Source organism: Salinibacterium sp. NK8237, from assembly GCF_015864955.1.
In the GTDB taxonomy this organism is placed as follows: Bacteria; Actinomycetota; Actinomycetes; order Actinomycetales; family Microbacteriaceae; genus Rhodoglobus.
Genome location: NZ_JADYWE010000001.1, coordinates 1,791,302 through 1,805,764 on the forward strand (window position 1 = coordinate 1,791,302; position 14,463 = coordinate 1,805,764).

Genomic DNA, 14,463 nt, shown 5'->3' on the forward strand with positions numbered 1-14,463 from the left:
ATCCCGAAGGATGTCGCCCTTTTAAAGTTGCTACTTAGCCCTTGGCTGCTGCCTTGAGCTTGCTGCCTGCGCTGAGCTTTACGCCGTGGCTGGCCTTGATCTCGATAGCTTCACCCGTCTGCGGGTTGCGGCCGGTGCGAGCCTCGCGGAAGGTGCGCTCTGCAGCCATCCATCCGGGGATCGAAACCTTGGTTCCTTCACCGACCGACTTCGAGAGTACGGAGAAGAATGCGTCAACGACGCCGGAAACGGCAGCCTGGCTCTGGCCAGACTCTGCGGCAACCGCCGCTACGAATTCAGTACGGTTTAGCGACTTGTCAGCCATAAGGTGGTCCTCCTCGGACGTAGTGCAGTTAGTTGTTCCGAAACGTTAGAAAACGTCGGAACCGCTTGGAATCTACCAGCTTGACTTGGTAATTCCGGGCAACTCGCCCCGGTGAGCCATTTCACGGAAGCGAACACGGGAAACACCGAACTGCTTGAGGTATCCACGGGGACGTCCGTCAATGGCGTCGCGACCGCGTACGCGGATCGGCGAAGCATCGCGGGGGAGCTTCTGAAGTCCGAGGCGTGCAGCCTCGCGTGACTCGTCAGTTCCGTTGATGTCGACGAGAGCCTTCTTCAGCTCGAGACGACGCTCGGCGTAACGCGCAACGATAACTTTGCGCTGTTCGTTCTTTGCAATCTTGCTCTTCTTAGCCATGTTTAGCGCTCCTCGCGGAATTCAACGTGCTTGCGAACCACCGGGTCGTACTTCTTGAGTACGAGGCGGTCGGGGTTGTTGCGACGGTTCTTGCGCGTCACATAGGTGTAGCCCGTTCCAGCAGTTGAACGGAGCTTGATGATCGGACGTACGTCCTGTGCCTTTGCCATTAGATTTTCTCCCCACGTGCAAGGAGGTCCTTGACAACGGATTCGATGCCACGAGCGTCAATTACCTTGATGCCCTTTGCGGACAGCTGAAGCGTTACGTTGCGGCGAAGCGACGGTACGTAGTACGTCTTCTTCTGGATGTTCGGGTCGAAACGACGCTTGGTGCGACGGTGCGAGTGCGAGATGTTGTGTCCGAAGCCGGGAATGGCGCCGGTCACTTGGCAGGTTGCTGCCATGGTGATACTCCTGTTCTAGTTACCGTAAGGACAAAGCCTTACCCAAGATCACTTGTCGGCACACACACTGCATTCTTCTCACACCCGTGTTTTCACACGAATTCGATCAGGGTGGGATGTGTGTACGAGAGCGGAAGATACCGCTCGATCAACGGTATATGTTACGTGCTAGAGCACGCCGGGCACAAGCCGAAAACGTCAACAATGTGATGCGGATCGGTAAAGCCGTGTTCTGCGGCCACATTTTTGGCCCACTGCTCTACGGCATCCGCCTTGATTTCCACGGTTGTTCCGCACTCGCGGCAGATCAAATGGTGGTGGTGCGAGTCGGGCGTACAGGCCCGAAAGAGGCTCTCGCCATCTTGCTGGAGCGAATCGGCGTCCCCTTCTCCCGCGAGGTCTGCCAGGGCGCGATAGACAGTCGCGAGGCCAATCGAACTGCCCGCTTCGCGCAGCGCTGTGTGCAACGACTGCGCGCTCACGAAACCCTCTGACTGGGTCAGAGCATTCCTTACCGCTTCTCGCTGCCAAGTGTTGCGCTTCATAGTGACCACTCTAACTATTTCCCCGCCGGGGTAGCTGTGATCAGTTCAGCTCCGGATGCGCGGCCCACGCTGCGGCGACCCCCACGAGCGCGGCGCGCGCCGATCACCCGGCAGACCAGGTAAATCAGGAACGAAATCGTCGTAATGTACGGACTAATCGGCAACGAGCCACCGATCGCTAACAGAACGCCGCCGGTTGCTGAAACAAAGCCGAAGATCATGCTGAGCACAGGAACCAGGCGCGGCGACGACGAAACCTGCATCGCGGCCGCAGCCGGCGTCACGAGCAATGCCATCACGAGTAATGCGCCGATGATTTGCACTGCGACAGCCACCATGAGGCCGAGCAGCACCATGAACCCGAGCGAGAGCATCCGCGAAGGAACACCGCGGGCCGCAGCAACCTCAGGGTCGAGACTGTCGAAGGTCAGCGGGCGCCAGACGACGAACAACGCCGCCAGCACGACAACACTGATCACGATCAGCAGGCCCAATTGCTCGCTATCGACCGAAATGATTTGGCCGGTGAGGAGCCCAAACTTGTTGGCACTGCGTCCGGTGTAGAGCGCCAGAAACAGGATGCCAAGGCCCATCCCAAACGGCATGAGCACACCAATAATCGAATTTCGATCGCGAGCCTTCGCCCCGAGCATCCCGATCAGAATCGCTGCAACGAGCGAGCCTGCAATTGAACCGGCCACCACATTGGCACCGAACAGCAGGGCGGCGGCGGCTCCCGCGAAGGAGAGTTCGCTGATGCCGTGCACCGCAAATGCCATGTCGCGCTGCATGACGAAAACACCAATGAGCCCGCCAGCGATTCCGAGCACCGCCGCTGCGACGAGAGAGAACCGCACGAGGTTCAGCAGCGCGCCATAGTCACTGAAATTGACGACTTGGGCCCAGAAATCTGCGAAAGTCACGCGATCTCCTCCTCATGGTGGTGGTCGCCGTGAGGGGTGCCGGCCACAATGACGCGGCCGCCCACGCGCACGACCTCAACGGGAGTGCCGTAGAGCTCAGTGAGGACCTCGCTGCGAAGCACCTCATCTGGCGTGCCGATCATGAACTTTCCGCCGGCCAGATACAGGATGCGGTCGACCATACTTAAAATCGGGTTAACGTCGTGCGTCACAAAAATGACCGCGGTGTCGTGCTCCCGGCGACGACGATCGATGAGCTCGGAAACCCCGCGCTGGTGCTGCAGGTCGAGGCTCAGTAGCGGTTCGTCGCACAGCAACAAGACTGGATCGGCCGCAAGAGACTGAGCGACCCGCAAACGTTGCTGCTCGCCGCCAGACAGCGAACCGAGGGGCTGGCCCGCGTAGTCGGTCGCACCGACGTCAGCGATCAGTTCATCGACGCGAACACGCACGCTGTGGGGGAGCGTTGGCACCCCAAAGCGGTGACCATTCACCCCGAGCGTCACGAGATCGCGACCACGCAGGGGAGTTCCAGGGGCGGCAAGTTTCTGCTGTGGAATGTAGCCAATGCAGCGATCCCCGCGGTGAACCGGATGCCCGTTCACCGAGATCGTGCCCGAATCCAGCTTCTGCTGGCCCAGAATCGTCTTCAGCAAACTCGACTTACCGGAACCATTCGAGCCAAGCACCGCGACAAACTCGCCAGGCGCAACATCGAGATTGAGCCCAGACCAGAGCGTGCGCGACCCAAAGCCGAGCACCCCATTACGGATGCTCAGCACGGGTGTTTCAGGTGCAGTGCCGTTTACGGCAACTGCTGGGGCGCTCGTCACGCGGTTGCCCTGCTCATTAAGCAAGGGCCTCCGCGAGAGCATCGAGGTTTGACGTCATCCATTCGACATAGTCTGACCCCTCGGGCAGCGTCTCGGTGAACGACACCACCGGAAGTCCCGCCTCGACAGCGGCGTCACGCACGCGTTCCGTTTCGGGGCTCGACGTCTGGTCGTTGTAGGCCAAGAGCGCGACGTGGTCATCTTCTACCAGCGCGAGCACCTCAAGAAGTGCCGACGGCGGCACATCGGTGCCTTCCTCGATCGCCTCAGTGAAATCGCTCGGGGTGTCATTGTGCAGGCCGACCGCTTGAAGCAGGTAGACGGCGACAGGTTCAGTAATAGCTACCCCCCGGCCCTCCGCAGTTTCGGCGATCGTGTCAGCCTGGGCCTCAAGATCCGCAAGGTCAGAGAGGTAACCGGCAAGGTTGGTGTCAAACATGTCGGCGTCGTCGGGGCTGAGCGAAGTCAGCTCCTCGGTGACGTGCTCGGCGATGTGCTCCATGGCATGGAAGCTGTACCAGACGTGCTCGTTGAAGCCCTCGATGTGGTCGTGGCCGTCATCCGTGCTGTGATCGTCATCGGTTTCTTCGTCGGCATGGTCTTCATCATCGAGAAGGCCCGACTCATCAACCGCGGTCACAAGAATGGCGCCTGCTCCGGCAGCTTCGTAGAGCGCTTCCGCGAAGGGGTCGTAGCCGCCGCCGTTCACGATCACGAGTTCTGCCTCAGAGACGGCGAGCTGGTCGCGCGCCGAAGCTTCGTAGCTGTGGGGGTCTTGCGCTGCGCTGTCGATAAGGCTCGTGACCGTCACGGCGTCGCCGCCGAGAGTGGAGACAAGGTCGCCGTAGACGATGGTGGAGGCAACGACAGAGATCGTGCCATCCTCCTCAACAGGAGCCTCCGTCGAGCACCCGGCAAGGGTGAGAGCGGAAACGGCAAGCACGGCGCCGGCGGTAAGGGCGCGTGGTCGGAAAGTGGTGAAGCGAGACATCAGAATGTCCTTCTAAGGCCGAAGCCAGTCGTGGTAATGAGATTCGTTATCAATAGAGTACACGATGAAGCGCTGTCGACCAATCAGGCAACATCCGTGTCTCGCCGATAACCTCAATCGTGGCGTGCAATTCGCCGCAACCGAAAGGACCGCCATGTCAACCGCCACCACAAACTGGGCAGGCAACCTCACCTACGGCGCCGAAGCAATCCTGCACCCGACCACGGTTGCTGACGTGCAAGAGCTGGTAGCCCACTGGCCCCGCGTTCGGGCGCTGGGCACTCGACACTCCTTCACCGACATCGCCGATACCCCCGGAGCGCTCATCTCGCTCTCTCAGTTCGACCCGGCGATCACGATCGATCCGTCTGCGATGACCGTGAGCGTGTCGGGCGGCACCAGCTACGGAATCCTCATCAACGAACTCGAAAAGCACGGTTTCGCCCTCCACAACACCGGGTCGCTGCCGCACATTTCGGTAGCGGGGGCCACGGCCACCGGCACTCACGGTTCCGGCGATCACAACGGCATCCTCTCCACCGCCGTCGCCGCCGTCGATCTCGTCACCGCGGATGGCTCCCTCGTGCACGTTGACCGCACTAGCGAGCATTTGCCCGCCATCGCCGTGGGCCTTGGCGCCTTCGGCATCATCACCCGGCTGACCCTCGGCATCGAGCCCAGCTACCGAGTTCGCCAAGACGTGTACCGTTTCGCGCCGTGGGAAACCGTGCTGGACAACCTCGACGAGGTGCTGGCTAGCGCCTACAGCGTGAGCCTTCTGGCCGACTTTGCGAGCCCCACCGTCGCGCAGATTTGGTTGAAGACTCGGTTAGCCGACGGTGGGGAACCAGACTTGGCATCCACGCTGTTTGGCGGTGCCTGGTACGACGACTCCGACGAAGGGCCCTCCGAGCACGTAAACCAGCGGGCGAGCGTTTCCGGCCCGTGGTCAGAGCGGATGCCGCACTTTCGACTCGACGGAGAGCCATCCAATGGCGGCGATGAACTCCAAACCGAGTACTACGTATCGCGAGAGCATGCGGTGCAGGCCTTGGAGGTGCTGCGCACGCTTGGCAGCCAGATATCGCCGCACCTGCTGATCTCCGAGATCCGTTCTGCAGCGGCTGACTCGCTCTGGATGAGCCCCGCCTACGAGCGCGACGTGCTCTGCATCGGCTTCACTTGGGCCAAGCATCCGGCTGAGGTCGCAGCGCTGCTCCCGGTGATCGAGACAGCTCTCGCCCCTTACGCACCACGGCAACACTGGGGAAAGCTCTTCCACTTTGGCGCCGAAGTTGTGCACGAGCGCTTTCCGCGCGCGGCCGATTTCCGCGCCCTTCAGCGCGAATATGACCCCGAGGGAAAGTTCTGGAACTCGTTCCTCGAGCAAAAACTGGGATCCCGCTAGCTCAGAGCTCGCAGTTTTTACTTGAGCTTCTTGCCAGCAGGAGCTGGCTTCTCTCCGTTTTCGTTCCACGTCTTCAGAATCGCCCAGCCCACGGCAGCGATCGGCACAGCGAGCACGGCTCCGACGATGCCGCCGAGGATCGTTCCGGCGGTCAACGCCACCAAGATTACCAGCGGGTGAATGCTCAGGGACTGCGCCATCACTACGGGTTGCAGGAAGTTGCCCTCCAGCTGGTTCACGAGCACCACGATTCCCAGAACAATTAACGCGACAACCCAGCCATTCGTGACTAGGGCGACAACGGCGGCCAAGATGCCCGCGACGGTGGCTCCCACGAGCGGAATGAACGCGCCGAGAAAGACGATTACGGCGAGAGGCAGCGCGAGCGGCACCTGCAAAATCAGCAGTCCGATACCGATACCGAACGCGTCGACAGCGGCCACCGTCGCGGTTCCGCGAACGTAACCACCGAGCGTGCGAACCGCTGTGTGGCCGATGCGGTGCCCACGATCACGACGCTCGCCGGTCATGGGGCGAAGGAAGAACTCCCAGATGCGGTCGCCATCTTTGAGGAAGAAGAACAGGATCACAGCGCCAAGCAGAATTCCGGTCACGACCTGAGCGGCCGCGGAGACTCCCTGGATCGCACCAAGGCCGAAGGTCGCACTCGTAACGAAGTCGACAACCGCGTTCCACGCCTCATCGAGGGCGTCCTGATCAATCGGGAACGGTCCGTCGAGCGCGAAACTCTTGAGTTGCTCGAACCCTTCAACGGCCGAGTCTGACAAGTCAGACCACTGATCCTGCACAGCGAACACGATCGCGGTGATTAGTCCGCCAAGCACGAGGATGCCGCCGAGCAAGGTGACCCACGCCGACAGTGCGCGACCGACACCGTGGCGGCGCATCCACACCACCAGCGGGCTAGCAGCCGCGGCAAGGATCAACGCGATAAGCACTGGAATGACCACGAGCTTGAGCTGCGTGAGCGCGAAAACCGTCACCGAAATAAGCGTCAGGAGCAACAACACCTGCAGAGACCGGATCGACCAAGAACCCAAACGATCGGTCCACAATTCGCGCAGTCCCAGACGGTGGGAACTGGATACCGCTTGAGCGGCAGACGATTTCTTCTTGAAGATCATTCCGCCACACTACCTACCGTTGTACCGAAATCGGTAGAGCCCCGCGACCTAGTCGAGCAGCAGAGCAGGCTCTTCCAGCACACTCGCAAGATCGGCAACGAAACGGCTCGCGACATCCCCATCGACAATGCGGTGGTCGAAGCTCGCACTGACCGTCGTAACGTAACGTGCCCGCACTTCGCCGTCGACAACCCACGGCTTCTGCTTGATCGAACCCAGAGCCACAATCGCGGCCTCGCCCGGGTTGATGATGGGCGTGCCGGTGTCCATGCCGTACGAACCGATGTTGGTGATCGTGATCGTGCCGTTCGACATTTCGGCGGGCTGCGTCTTGCCATCACGCGCGGTGATAGTGAGCTGTTCGAGAGATTTCGCGAGCTCGAGCAGGCTCAACTCTTGAACGTCTTTAACGTTCGGCACGATGAGGCCGCGCGGCGTAGCGGCAGCAATACCCAGATTCACGTAGTGGTGAACGATGATCTCTTTATCGGTCCAGCTTGAGTTCACCGTCGGGTTGCGGCGCACAGCCCAGCTCACAGCCTTGGCCATGATCAGTAGCGGGCTCACTCGTACGCCTGCAAAGTCGGTGGAGTTCTTGAGTCGCTTTACGAACTCCATGGTTCGCGTGGCATCCACGTCAGTGAAGACGCTCACGTGCGGCGCCGTGAACGCGCTGTGCACCATGGCCTTGGCGATGGCCTTACGCACGCCCTTCACGGGAATGCGCTCTTCGCGCTCGTCGCCCCACTCGGGAGTCTCGATGTTGCGGAACACGCTCGCCTGCGAAGCATGACGAATCACGTCTTCGCGCGTGGTTTCGCCGGCCAACCCTGTCGCGACGACCTCGGCGAGTTCAACACCCAGGTCTTTGGCGAGCTTGCGGATCGGGGGCTTCGCGATGATCGGGCTGGCGAATGACGCGGGCACGGATGCCGGGCGAGGCTTCGCTGCGGCGGCGGCAGCGCCAGCCTTCGCCGGCTGCCCACCCTTGCGACGACGCGAGCTGACATGCCCGCCTGTGCCATAGCCCACGAGCACAGCCCCGGGCTTGTCATCGTCGTTAGCGATAGTGGATGCCGTGTCAGCGACAGCAGCGGCAGCGTCATCCGCTGCGCTGCTTTCTGCACCAACGTCGGACATCATCCCGTGGCTTTCGTCTTCACCGGAACCGGGTGCGGTCAACTCAACTGAGCCGCCAACGGACTGCACGCTGATGATCGGAGTGCCGACCTCAACAGTCGACCCCTCCTCGACCAGCAGCTTCTGCACGGTGCCGGCAAAAGGCGAGGGGAGTTCGACGAGCGACTTAGCCGTCTCGATCTCTACCAGAACCTGGTTCACGACGATTTCGTCGCCGGGCGCAACCTTCCAAGAGACGATCTCGGCTTCAGTAAGCCCCTCGCCCACATCGGGGAGAGGAAATTCAGATACGGCCACGGGGGCCTCCTTCGTCAGTAGGCCAATGCCCGGTCAACAGCATCCAAGATGCGGTCAACACTAGGCAAGTACACGGATTCCAGCTTGGCAGGAGGGAATGGGGCGTCGTAACCGCTCACGCGCAGCACAGGTGCTTCGAGTGAGTAGAACGCACGCTCTGCCACGGTAGCCGCAACCTCCGAGCCCACGCTCACATTCCCGGGTGCCTCTTGAACAACAACAACGCGGCCCGTTTTTTGGGCGGATGCCACAATCGGGTCGTAGTCGATGGGGGAGAGCGATCGAAGGTCAACGACCTCGACACTCGTGCCTTCCTCGGCGGCGAGCTCTGCTGCTTGCAGCAGCATCGACACGATCGCTCCGTGACCGACGAGCGTCACTTCGGTGCCCTCACGCACTACCCGGCTGGAGTGAGTGGCGATGCCGGCCGATTCGCGGTCAACCTCGCCCTTCTGCCAGTAGCGCGACTTGGGCTCGAAGAACATCACGGGGTCGTTGCTCGTGATGGCTTCTTGAATCATCCAGTAAGCATCGTGAGGCGTAGCGGGGCTGAGCAGACGCAACCCGGCAGTGTGCGCGAAGTACGCTTCTGGGCTTTCCTGGTGATGCTCGACCGCACCAATGTGTCCGCCGTAAGGAACACGAATCACGACAGGCATCTGAAGCGTGCCTTCGTGGCGCGCGGTCAGCTTTGCCAGTTGGGAAGTGATCTGGTCGAAGCCGGGAAAAATGAAACCGTCGAACTGGATTTCGCACACGGGGCGGAATCCGCTCATGGCAAGCCCGATCGCGGTACCCACGATTCCGGACTCCGCGAGAGGAGTGTCAAGAACGCGATTTTCGCCGAACTCAGCTTGCAGTCCTTCGGTTACCCGAAAAACTCCGCCGAGCGGCCCAATGTCTTCGCCCATCAACAGGACTTTGCCGTCAGCAGCCATCGCGGCACGCATGCCCTCGTTGAGAGCCTTAGCCATCGTCATCGTTTCAGTCATTAGTTGCCCTCCTCAAACGATGCCTCGAAGTCGGCGAGCGCTGTGCGCTGTTCATCCATCAGCGGATGCGGGTCTGAGTAGACATTGTCGAACATCGTCGAGCTGGCCGGCACCGGCAACTCGGTGATGCGCTTGCGGATGTCGGCAGCGAGGTCGTCGCCCTCAGCCGCGATTTCGTCAAAGAAGGCTTGGCTCGCGCCGCGGCCCCGCAGGTAGGTGTCGAAGCGGGTGATGGGGTCACGTTGAGCCCAGAACTCGAGTTCGCTGTTGGCGCGGTATTTCGAGGGATCATCGCTCGTGGTGTGGGCACCCATGCGATAGGTGAGGGCCTCAATGAAGCGGGGGCCTTCGCCGGCACGCGCGGCATCCAGGTTGGCTTTGCTCACGGCGAAGCTCGCGAGAACGTCGTTGCCGTCGATTTGAACGCTCGGGATGCCGAAACCTTCGCCGCGCAGATAGAGCGGCGTGCGCGACTGGCGTGAGACGGGAACCGAGATAGCCCAGTGATTGTTTTGCAAGAAGAAGACTTGCGGGGTTTGGTAGCTGGCGGCGAAGACCATTGCTTCGCTCACGTCACCCTGGCTCGTTGAGCCGTCGCCGAAGTAGACCATGACGGCCGCATCGGTGTCGGGGTTGCCTGTGCCAGCACGACCTTCGAGGTTCATGCCCATGGCATAACCGGTGGCGTGCAGCGTCTGCGAACCGATCACGAGCGTGTAGAGGTGGAAGTTGTCGTGCTCCTTAGGATCCCAGCCACCGTGGCTGAGGCCGCGGAACATCGACAGGATCGTGATCGGGTCAACGCCGCGCATGAGCGCAATGACGTGTTCCCGATAGGAGGGGAACAGGTGGTCTTGGGGTTTGGCGGCGAGCGCCGAACCGACCTGAGCAGCCTCTTGGCCGTGGCTCGGAACCCAGAGGGCAAGCTGGCCCTGACGTTGCAGGTTCGCTGCCTCAATATCGAAGCGGCGCATCACCACCATGTGGCGGTGAAATTCCTGAAGAGCGTCATCACTGAGCTTGTCGACATACGGGAGGTACTGTTCGCTGGCATCGCTGTGAACGAGCGTGCCCTCGGGGGAGAGCAGCTGAACCGTCGCGGCGGTATAAGACATTCGACTAATCTAACGCGGCCAGCGTTAGATCGTTTCCCTTGAAGCGACAACCTCTTGGGCTGCTCTTAGGAGTTTCTCCACAGATTCCTCTTCGCCAACACTCACTCGGAGGCCTTCGCCGAGCGCGCGAACGACGATCCCGTGTGAGCGAAATACCTCTGCAGCCCAGTCGGTTGTTGACCCGGTGGGCAACCAGACGAAGTTGCCGTTGGGGGCGGGCACGTCCCAGCCTTGCTCTCTAAGGCCAGCAACGATTCTGTCGCGCACCGTATTAATGCGGGTCACCCGCTCCAACAATTCATCTTCATGTTCGAGAGATGCGATTGCTGCTTTCTGCGCAATCTCCGTTACCGAGAGTGGAATCGCTACCGCTCGCGCCGCATCCATCACGTATTCGGGGCCAACGGCATAGCCGATTCTGAGGCCCGCGAGGCCGTACGCCTTGGAGAAGGTGCGGAGCAGGACGAGGTTCGGGTACGTGCCGACGAGCGTCTCTCCGCACACGGCATCGGCGTCAGTCACGAACTCGCGGTAGGCCTCATCGAGAACGACGAGAACGTTCTCGGGAACTGTTGCCATGAAGTCGCGGAATTCGGCATCCGTGACAACAGTGCTGGTGGGGTTGTTGGGGCTGCAGACAATCACGACGCGAGTGGATGCCGTTATGGCGTCGCTCATAGCCGCGAGGTCGTGCCGGTGGTCGCCTTGATTCGCGATCTGCACGCTCGTGGCTCCGGCTGCCGAGACCAACAGTGGGTAGGCCTCGAAGCTGCGCCAGGCGTAAATAACCTCGTCGCCAGCGGCTGCGGCGGCGCTCACGAGTTGGGCGAGCACGGCCACCGAGCCTGCCCCGACCTGCACGCTGTCGGGGGTAACACCGAAGCGTTCAGCAATCTGCGCACGCAATACAGCGGCGGATGCGTCGGGGTAGCGGTTGATGGTGGCGGTGGAGAGTTGCGCGAGCACCGAGGGCAGCGGCTCGTAAGGGTTTTCGTTGGAGGACAGCTTGAAGGCATCCGCGGCGGCGGGCGCACCTTGGCGGTAGGGCACGATGGCGGCGATTTCGGGCCGAAGCTGTACTCGTTTGCTGGTCACATCACCAGCCTAGGGGCGCGACCGGGTGCATTAGTTTCACGCTCGTGACGATCTGCGGCCCGAATCATGCGTCTCGTTGTGCCGCAGTTCAGTGGATGGTCATTGCGGCAGTACAAACGCGTGCTGCATAGTTGTCGTATGAGAATCATCGTGCGCTTGCTGATCAACGCTCTTGCTTTGTGGCTGACTACGGTGGTTGTTGCCGGGGTCGAGATCATTCCTTTCGCCCCGGGTGGAACTCTTGAGGTCATTCTGACCTTCTTGCTGGTCGCTGCGGTCTTCGGAATTGTGAACGGAGTGCTCGGCAATCTGATCCGCATTGTTGCTTTCCCGCTGTACGTTCTGACGCTCGGCCTCCTCGCTCTTATCGTGAACGGCCTGCTGCTCCTACTCACGAGCTGGATCTCAGGTCTCTTCGGTTTCGGCCTCGTTGTTGACGGATTCTGGTGGGGAGTGCTTGGCGCGCTCGTCTTGGGTCTCATCAGCTGGTTCATCGGCATTCTGGTTCGCCCGGTAGTCGGCCGCAAGCGCTAAGGCTGCACCCGCTCGTACTCGTAACTAGTGACGGTGGTTACAGCATCCTTGTGAACGGTCGGCGTTAGGTTCGCCACAGCATCGCGAAGAAATTCACTCTCTGTACCGTCCAGGAGGCGCGCTGTTTCTCGATACTCGTCGAGTTGATGGGCTGGCGCCATAACACCGTCGGGTAGCGGACGGCCACCAAAGACCTCTCGCTCCACGATCACCGCGTGCTGATTTGATTGAATCCCCCCAGCAGCCGGAACGATGTCATCGCTGTGCTCGAAGAGGAGCGTGGGAACCGTTGGTGGGATCTTGATCTGACCCGTGTTGCCTCCGAACCCGACTAAACCGGTGACGTTGTAGTCTTCCGATTCTGCGAGCCGCGCGATGATCGCTGCCCCCTGAGAATGCCCGGTCAAAGCCACCGCGCTTTCAGCGGTAATACCGGCTTCTGCCATCGCTGCAACCACAGCGCTATACGCCGCTGCTTCCTGATCTGCAGCAAGGCTGAGATTGCTCGTGCCATCGAACGGTTGATCTGAGCCAGAGATAGCAAAGTCAACGGTTCCGGAAACGTACACCTCGAATGAGTCGTCCTCTCCGGGAAATGATGTCTTTTCTATTCGGATCTGAAACGGCGAATCTGGGGTCGGTTGGGCAATTCGATTGGCGCGTTCCTCGACAGAATGAGCGGGCTCCACGCGAGTGGTGTCGCTCTTGCTGACCAGTTGCACCGGTGTTTCTTTCAGCACCCCGGCGACACCTCCCAGCCGCTGGATCGCCCCGGCTGCGGTGGGAAGCCCCAGAACACCCGCGGCGCTCAAGACGCTCACTAGTGATGGCGGTAACCCTGCGGCTCCGGCCAAGAACTCATCGGCATTCATCACACCGAAGCGAACAGCGAGCACATAGGCCGGATCGCTGATGAGTTCGTTGAGTTCAGCAGTGAACTTTTCGCTGACGAACACGTCTGCTGGATTACGGCCCGTCACGAGAGCTGCTGCTGTTATCCCCAACAGAATCGGCACCGCTGTCACCGACAAAGCCAACACTGCGGCGTGCGTCGGGAACAAGAAACCGAGCCACGCCGCGGCATCGGCCGTGATCTTGCGAGAAACTCCCTCGGCGAAGGCCTCGGCCAACCCGTAGCTGTCGGCAGCGAATCGCACGAGATTGCCTAAGTTTTCTGCGCGCCAAGCGACCCTCTGGAGATCGGCATACGCATAGTCGAGGTCATCCTCGGCGCGGGCGGCAGCGGTGGGGATGCCGAGCGTCTCCAATTGGCTAATGGTGAGCCGGGCATCCACCATCTGAATGGCACCGGCGATGTCCCGCGTCATTTCGGCCGTGCGCTGGAGTGCGCCGACAGCAACGAGCATTTCCTCCGTAGATACCGAAACACTGCCACCACCGGAGATGATGAGTTCATCCGACATAGGAGCCCATCTGCTGAAGCGCCAACATCGTTCGATGTTCCGCCGTCTCGACCAAGGTTCGTGCTCGCGCTAGGTCGCGGTGCAGCTCAAGCACCCCGGAATCGAACAGCTCTTGGGCCGGGCCGCGCCAGTCGATGCCTGCGTGGGGGAGTAGCTCCCGCACAGAGCTGAGCCGTTCAATAATCATGCGGAGCTGTCGGGCTTGAAATTCAAGTGCGACACGGGCAGTCGCATCTAGAGGTGTAGTCAATGGTCGCCTTTCGATGTCACAACTCTCGCCAAACACCGCCCCACGCACTGGTTGCCAGCTCGCATCGGGGAAGGGAATACGTAGACCAGCGCTGTTGAGGAGGTGAAACTGCGACAGAATGAAGCATGACTTTCGAGCGAGCATCCTCAGACTCGACTGCCTTTAGGGTCTGTTTCGTCTGCACCGGCAACATCTGCCGCTCTCCGATGGCCGAAACAGTGTTTCGAGAGCTCGTTGCTCAAGCTGGCCTGCAGGACCGCATCGCGGTTACTTCCGCTGGTACCGGTGACTGGCATGTGGGGGAGGCCGCCGACGATCGCACCATCAATGCCCTCGCAGCACGCGGCTACAATGGTTCTGGGCATCGCGCCCGCCAGTTCGACCCCGAATGGTTTGACAAGTTCGACCTCATCGTCGCGTTCGATCGAGGACAGGAACGAATTCTGCGCACGTGGGCACCCAACGATCAAGATCGGTCGAAAGTGCAGCCCATGTTGAGCTTTGACAACGAACTCGCTCCTCTTGTCGATGTGCCAGACCCCTACTATTCGGATGCCGCACTCTTCGATCGTGTCCTCGGCATGATCGAGAAAGCGTGCGGTTCACTATTTCGTCAGATCACGCCAGGCATCACAGCACCAACCCCCAACAACTAGGGAGCC

General features: G+C 60.7%; 18 protein-coding genes. 3 read left to right on the forward strand and 15 right to left on the reverse strand.

The window, feature by feature from the left end; genetic code table 11:
* Positions 1-34: 34 nt before the first annotated feature.
* The 8 genes from I6E56_RS08640 to I6E56_RS08675 all read right to left on the reverse strand — a co-directional run bounded on the left by I6E56_RS08640 (position 35) and on the right by I6E56_RS08675 (position 4,401).
* Positions 35-325: an HU family DNA-binding protein gene (locus tag I6E56_RS08640; RefSeq protein ID WP_100387826.1), complete on the reverse strand. Its 291-nt coding sequence runs from the start codon at positions 323-325 to the stop codon at positions 35-37.
* A gap of 72 nt (positions 326-397) precedes the next feature.
* Positions 398-703, reverse strand: coding sequence for a 30S ribosomal protein S14 (gene rpsN / locus I6E56_RS08645; RefSeq protein WP_197137378.1), 306 nt, complete (start codon positions 701-703; stop codon positions 398-400).
* A gap of 2 nt (positions 704-705) precedes the next feature.
* A complete protein-coding gene (rpmG, locus tag I6E56_RS08650; RefSeq protein WP_009773536.1) occupies positions 706-873 on the reverse strand; it encodes a 50S ribosomal protein L33 in 168 nt (55 codons plus the stop codon).
* A complete protein-coding gene (gene rpmB / locus I6E56_RS08655; protein WP_022885355.1) occupies positions 873-1,109 on the reverse strand; it encodes a 50S ribosomal protein L28 in 237 nt (78 codons plus the stop codon). The genes rpmG and rpmB overlap by 1 nt, the downstream gene beginning before the upstream one ends.
* Before the next feature lie 161 nt (positions 1,110-1,270).
* Positions 1,271-1,654, reverse strand: coding sequence for a Fur family transcriptional regulator (locus tag I6E56_RS08660; RefSeq protein WP_197137380.1), 384 nt, complete (start codon positions 1,652-1,654; stop codon positions 1,271-1,273).
* 14 nt (positions 1,655-1,668) lie between these two features.
* Positions 1,669-2,577 carry a metal ABC transporter permease gene (locus I6E56_RS08665; protein WP_197137382.1) on the reverse strand — a complete coding sequence of 303 codons (909 nt, stop codon included), beginning with the start codon at positions 2,575-2,577 and terminating at the stop codon, positions 1,669-1,671.
* Complete coding sequence (locus I6E56_RS08670) at positions 2,574-3,452, reverse strand: metal ABC transporter ATP-binding protein (RefSeq protein ID WP_231606291.1); 879 nt, start codon at positions 3,450-3,452, stop codon at positions 2,574-2,576. The genes I6E56_RS08665 and I6E56_RS08670 overlap by 4 nt, the downstream gene beginning before the upstream one ends.
* Positions 3,427-4,401 carry a metal ABC transporter solute-binding protein, Zn/Mn family gene (locus tag I6E56_RS08675; RefSeq protein ID WP_197137384.1) on the reverse strand — a complete coding sequence of 325 codons (975 nt, stop codon included), beginning with the start codon at positions 4,399-4,401 and terminating at the stop codon, positions 3,427-3,429. The genes I6E56_RS08670 and I6E56_RS08675 overlap by 26 nt, the downstream gene beginning before the upstream one ends.
* Before the next feature lie 154 nt (positions 4,402-4,555).
* Here I6E56_RS08675 and I6E56_RS08680 point away from each other — a divergent pair, with 154 nt between their 5' ends.
* On the forward strand, positions 4,556-5,809 hold the full coding sequence (locus tag I6E56_RS08680) for an FAD-binding protein (protein WP_197137386.1): 1,254 nt from the start codon (positions 4,556-4,558) through the stop codon (positions 5,807-5,809).
* Between the two features lie 17 nt (positions 5,810-5,826).
* Here I6E56_RS08680 and I6E56_RS08685 read toward each other — a convergent pair whose 3' ends face one another.
* The 5 genes from I6E56_RS08685 to I6E56_RS08705 are packed head-to-tail and all read right to left on the reverse strand — an operon-like array spanning position 5,827 to position 11,593.
* Complete coding sequence (locus tag I6E56_RS08685; protein WP_197137387.1) at positions 5,827-6,954, reverse strand: AI-2E family transporter; 1,128 nt, start codon at positions 6,952-6,954, stop codon at positions 5,827-5,829.
* Between the two features lie 48 nt (positions 6,955-7,002).
* Complete coding sequence (locus tag I6E56_RS08690; RefSeq protein ID WP_197137389.1) at positions 7,003-8,391, reverse strand: dihydrolipoamide acetyltransferase family protein; 1,389 nt, start codon at positions 8,389-8,391, stop codon at positions 7,003-7,005.
* A 14-nt stretch (positions 8,392-8,405) separates the two neighbouring features.
* On the reverse strand, positions 8,406-9,383 hold the full coding sequence (locus I6E56_RS08695) for an alpha-ketoacid dehydrogenase subunit beta (RefSeq protein WP_197137391.1): 978 nt from the start codon (positions 9,381-9,383) through the stop codon (positions 8,406-8,408).
* Positions 9,383-10,498 carry a thiamine pyrophosphate-dependent dehydrogenase E1 component subunit alpha gene (locus I6E56_RS08700; protein ID WP_197137393.1) on the reverse strand — a complete coding sequence of 372 codons (1,116 nt, stop codon included), beginning with the start codon at positions 10,496-10,498 and terminating at the stop codon, positions 9,383-9,385. The genes I6E56_RS08695 and I6E56_RS08700 overlap by 1 nt, the downstream gene beginning before the upstream one ends.
* A 24-nt stretch (positions 10,499-10,522) precedes the next feature.
* The gene (locus I6E56_RS08705; protein WP_197137395.1) at positions 10,523-11,593 is read right to left on the reverse strand and encodes a histidinol-phosphate transaminase; all 1,071 of its coding nucleotides are present in this window, start codon (positions 11,591-11,593) and stop codon (positions 10,523-10,525) included.
* A gap of 138 nt (positions 11,594-11,731) precedes the next feature.
* Between I6E56_RS08705 and I6E56_RS08710 the strand changes: the two genes are divergently transcribed.
* A complete protein-coding gene (locus I6E56_RS08710; RefSeq protein WP_197137397.1) occupies positions 11,732-12,127 on the forward strand; it encodes a phage holin family protein in 396 nt (131 codons plus the stop codon).
* Here the strand turns inward: I6E56_RS08710 and I6E56_RS08715 are convergent.
* On the reverse strand, positions 12,124-13,551 hold the full coding sequence (locus tag I6E56_RS08715) for a hypothetical protein (RefSeq protein WP_197137398.1): 1,428 nt from the start codon (positions 13,549-13,551) through the stop codon (positions 12,124-12,126). The genes I6E56_RS08710 and I6E56_RS08715 overlap by 4 nt on opposite strands.
* Positions 13,541-13,801: a hypothetical protein gene (locus tag I6E56_RS08720; RefSeq protein WP_197137400.1), complete on the reverse strand. Its 261-nt coding sequence runs from the start codon at positions 13,799-13,801 to the stop codon at positions 13,541-13,543. The genes I6E56_RS08715 and I6E56_RS08720 overlap by 11 nt, the downstream gene beginning before the upstream one ends.
* Positions 13,802-13,926: 125 nt before the next feature.
* Between I6E56_RS08720 and I6E56_RS08725 the strand changes: the two genes are divergently transcribed.
* Positions 13,927-14,457 (forward strand): low molecular weight protein-tyrosine-phosphatase, encoded by a 531-nt coding sequence (locus I6E56_RS08725; RefSeq protein ID WP_197137402.1) that lies wholly within the window; start codon positions 13,927-13,929, stop codon positions 14,455-14,457.
* The last annotated feature ends 6 nt before the right edge of the window (positions 14,458-14,463 follow it).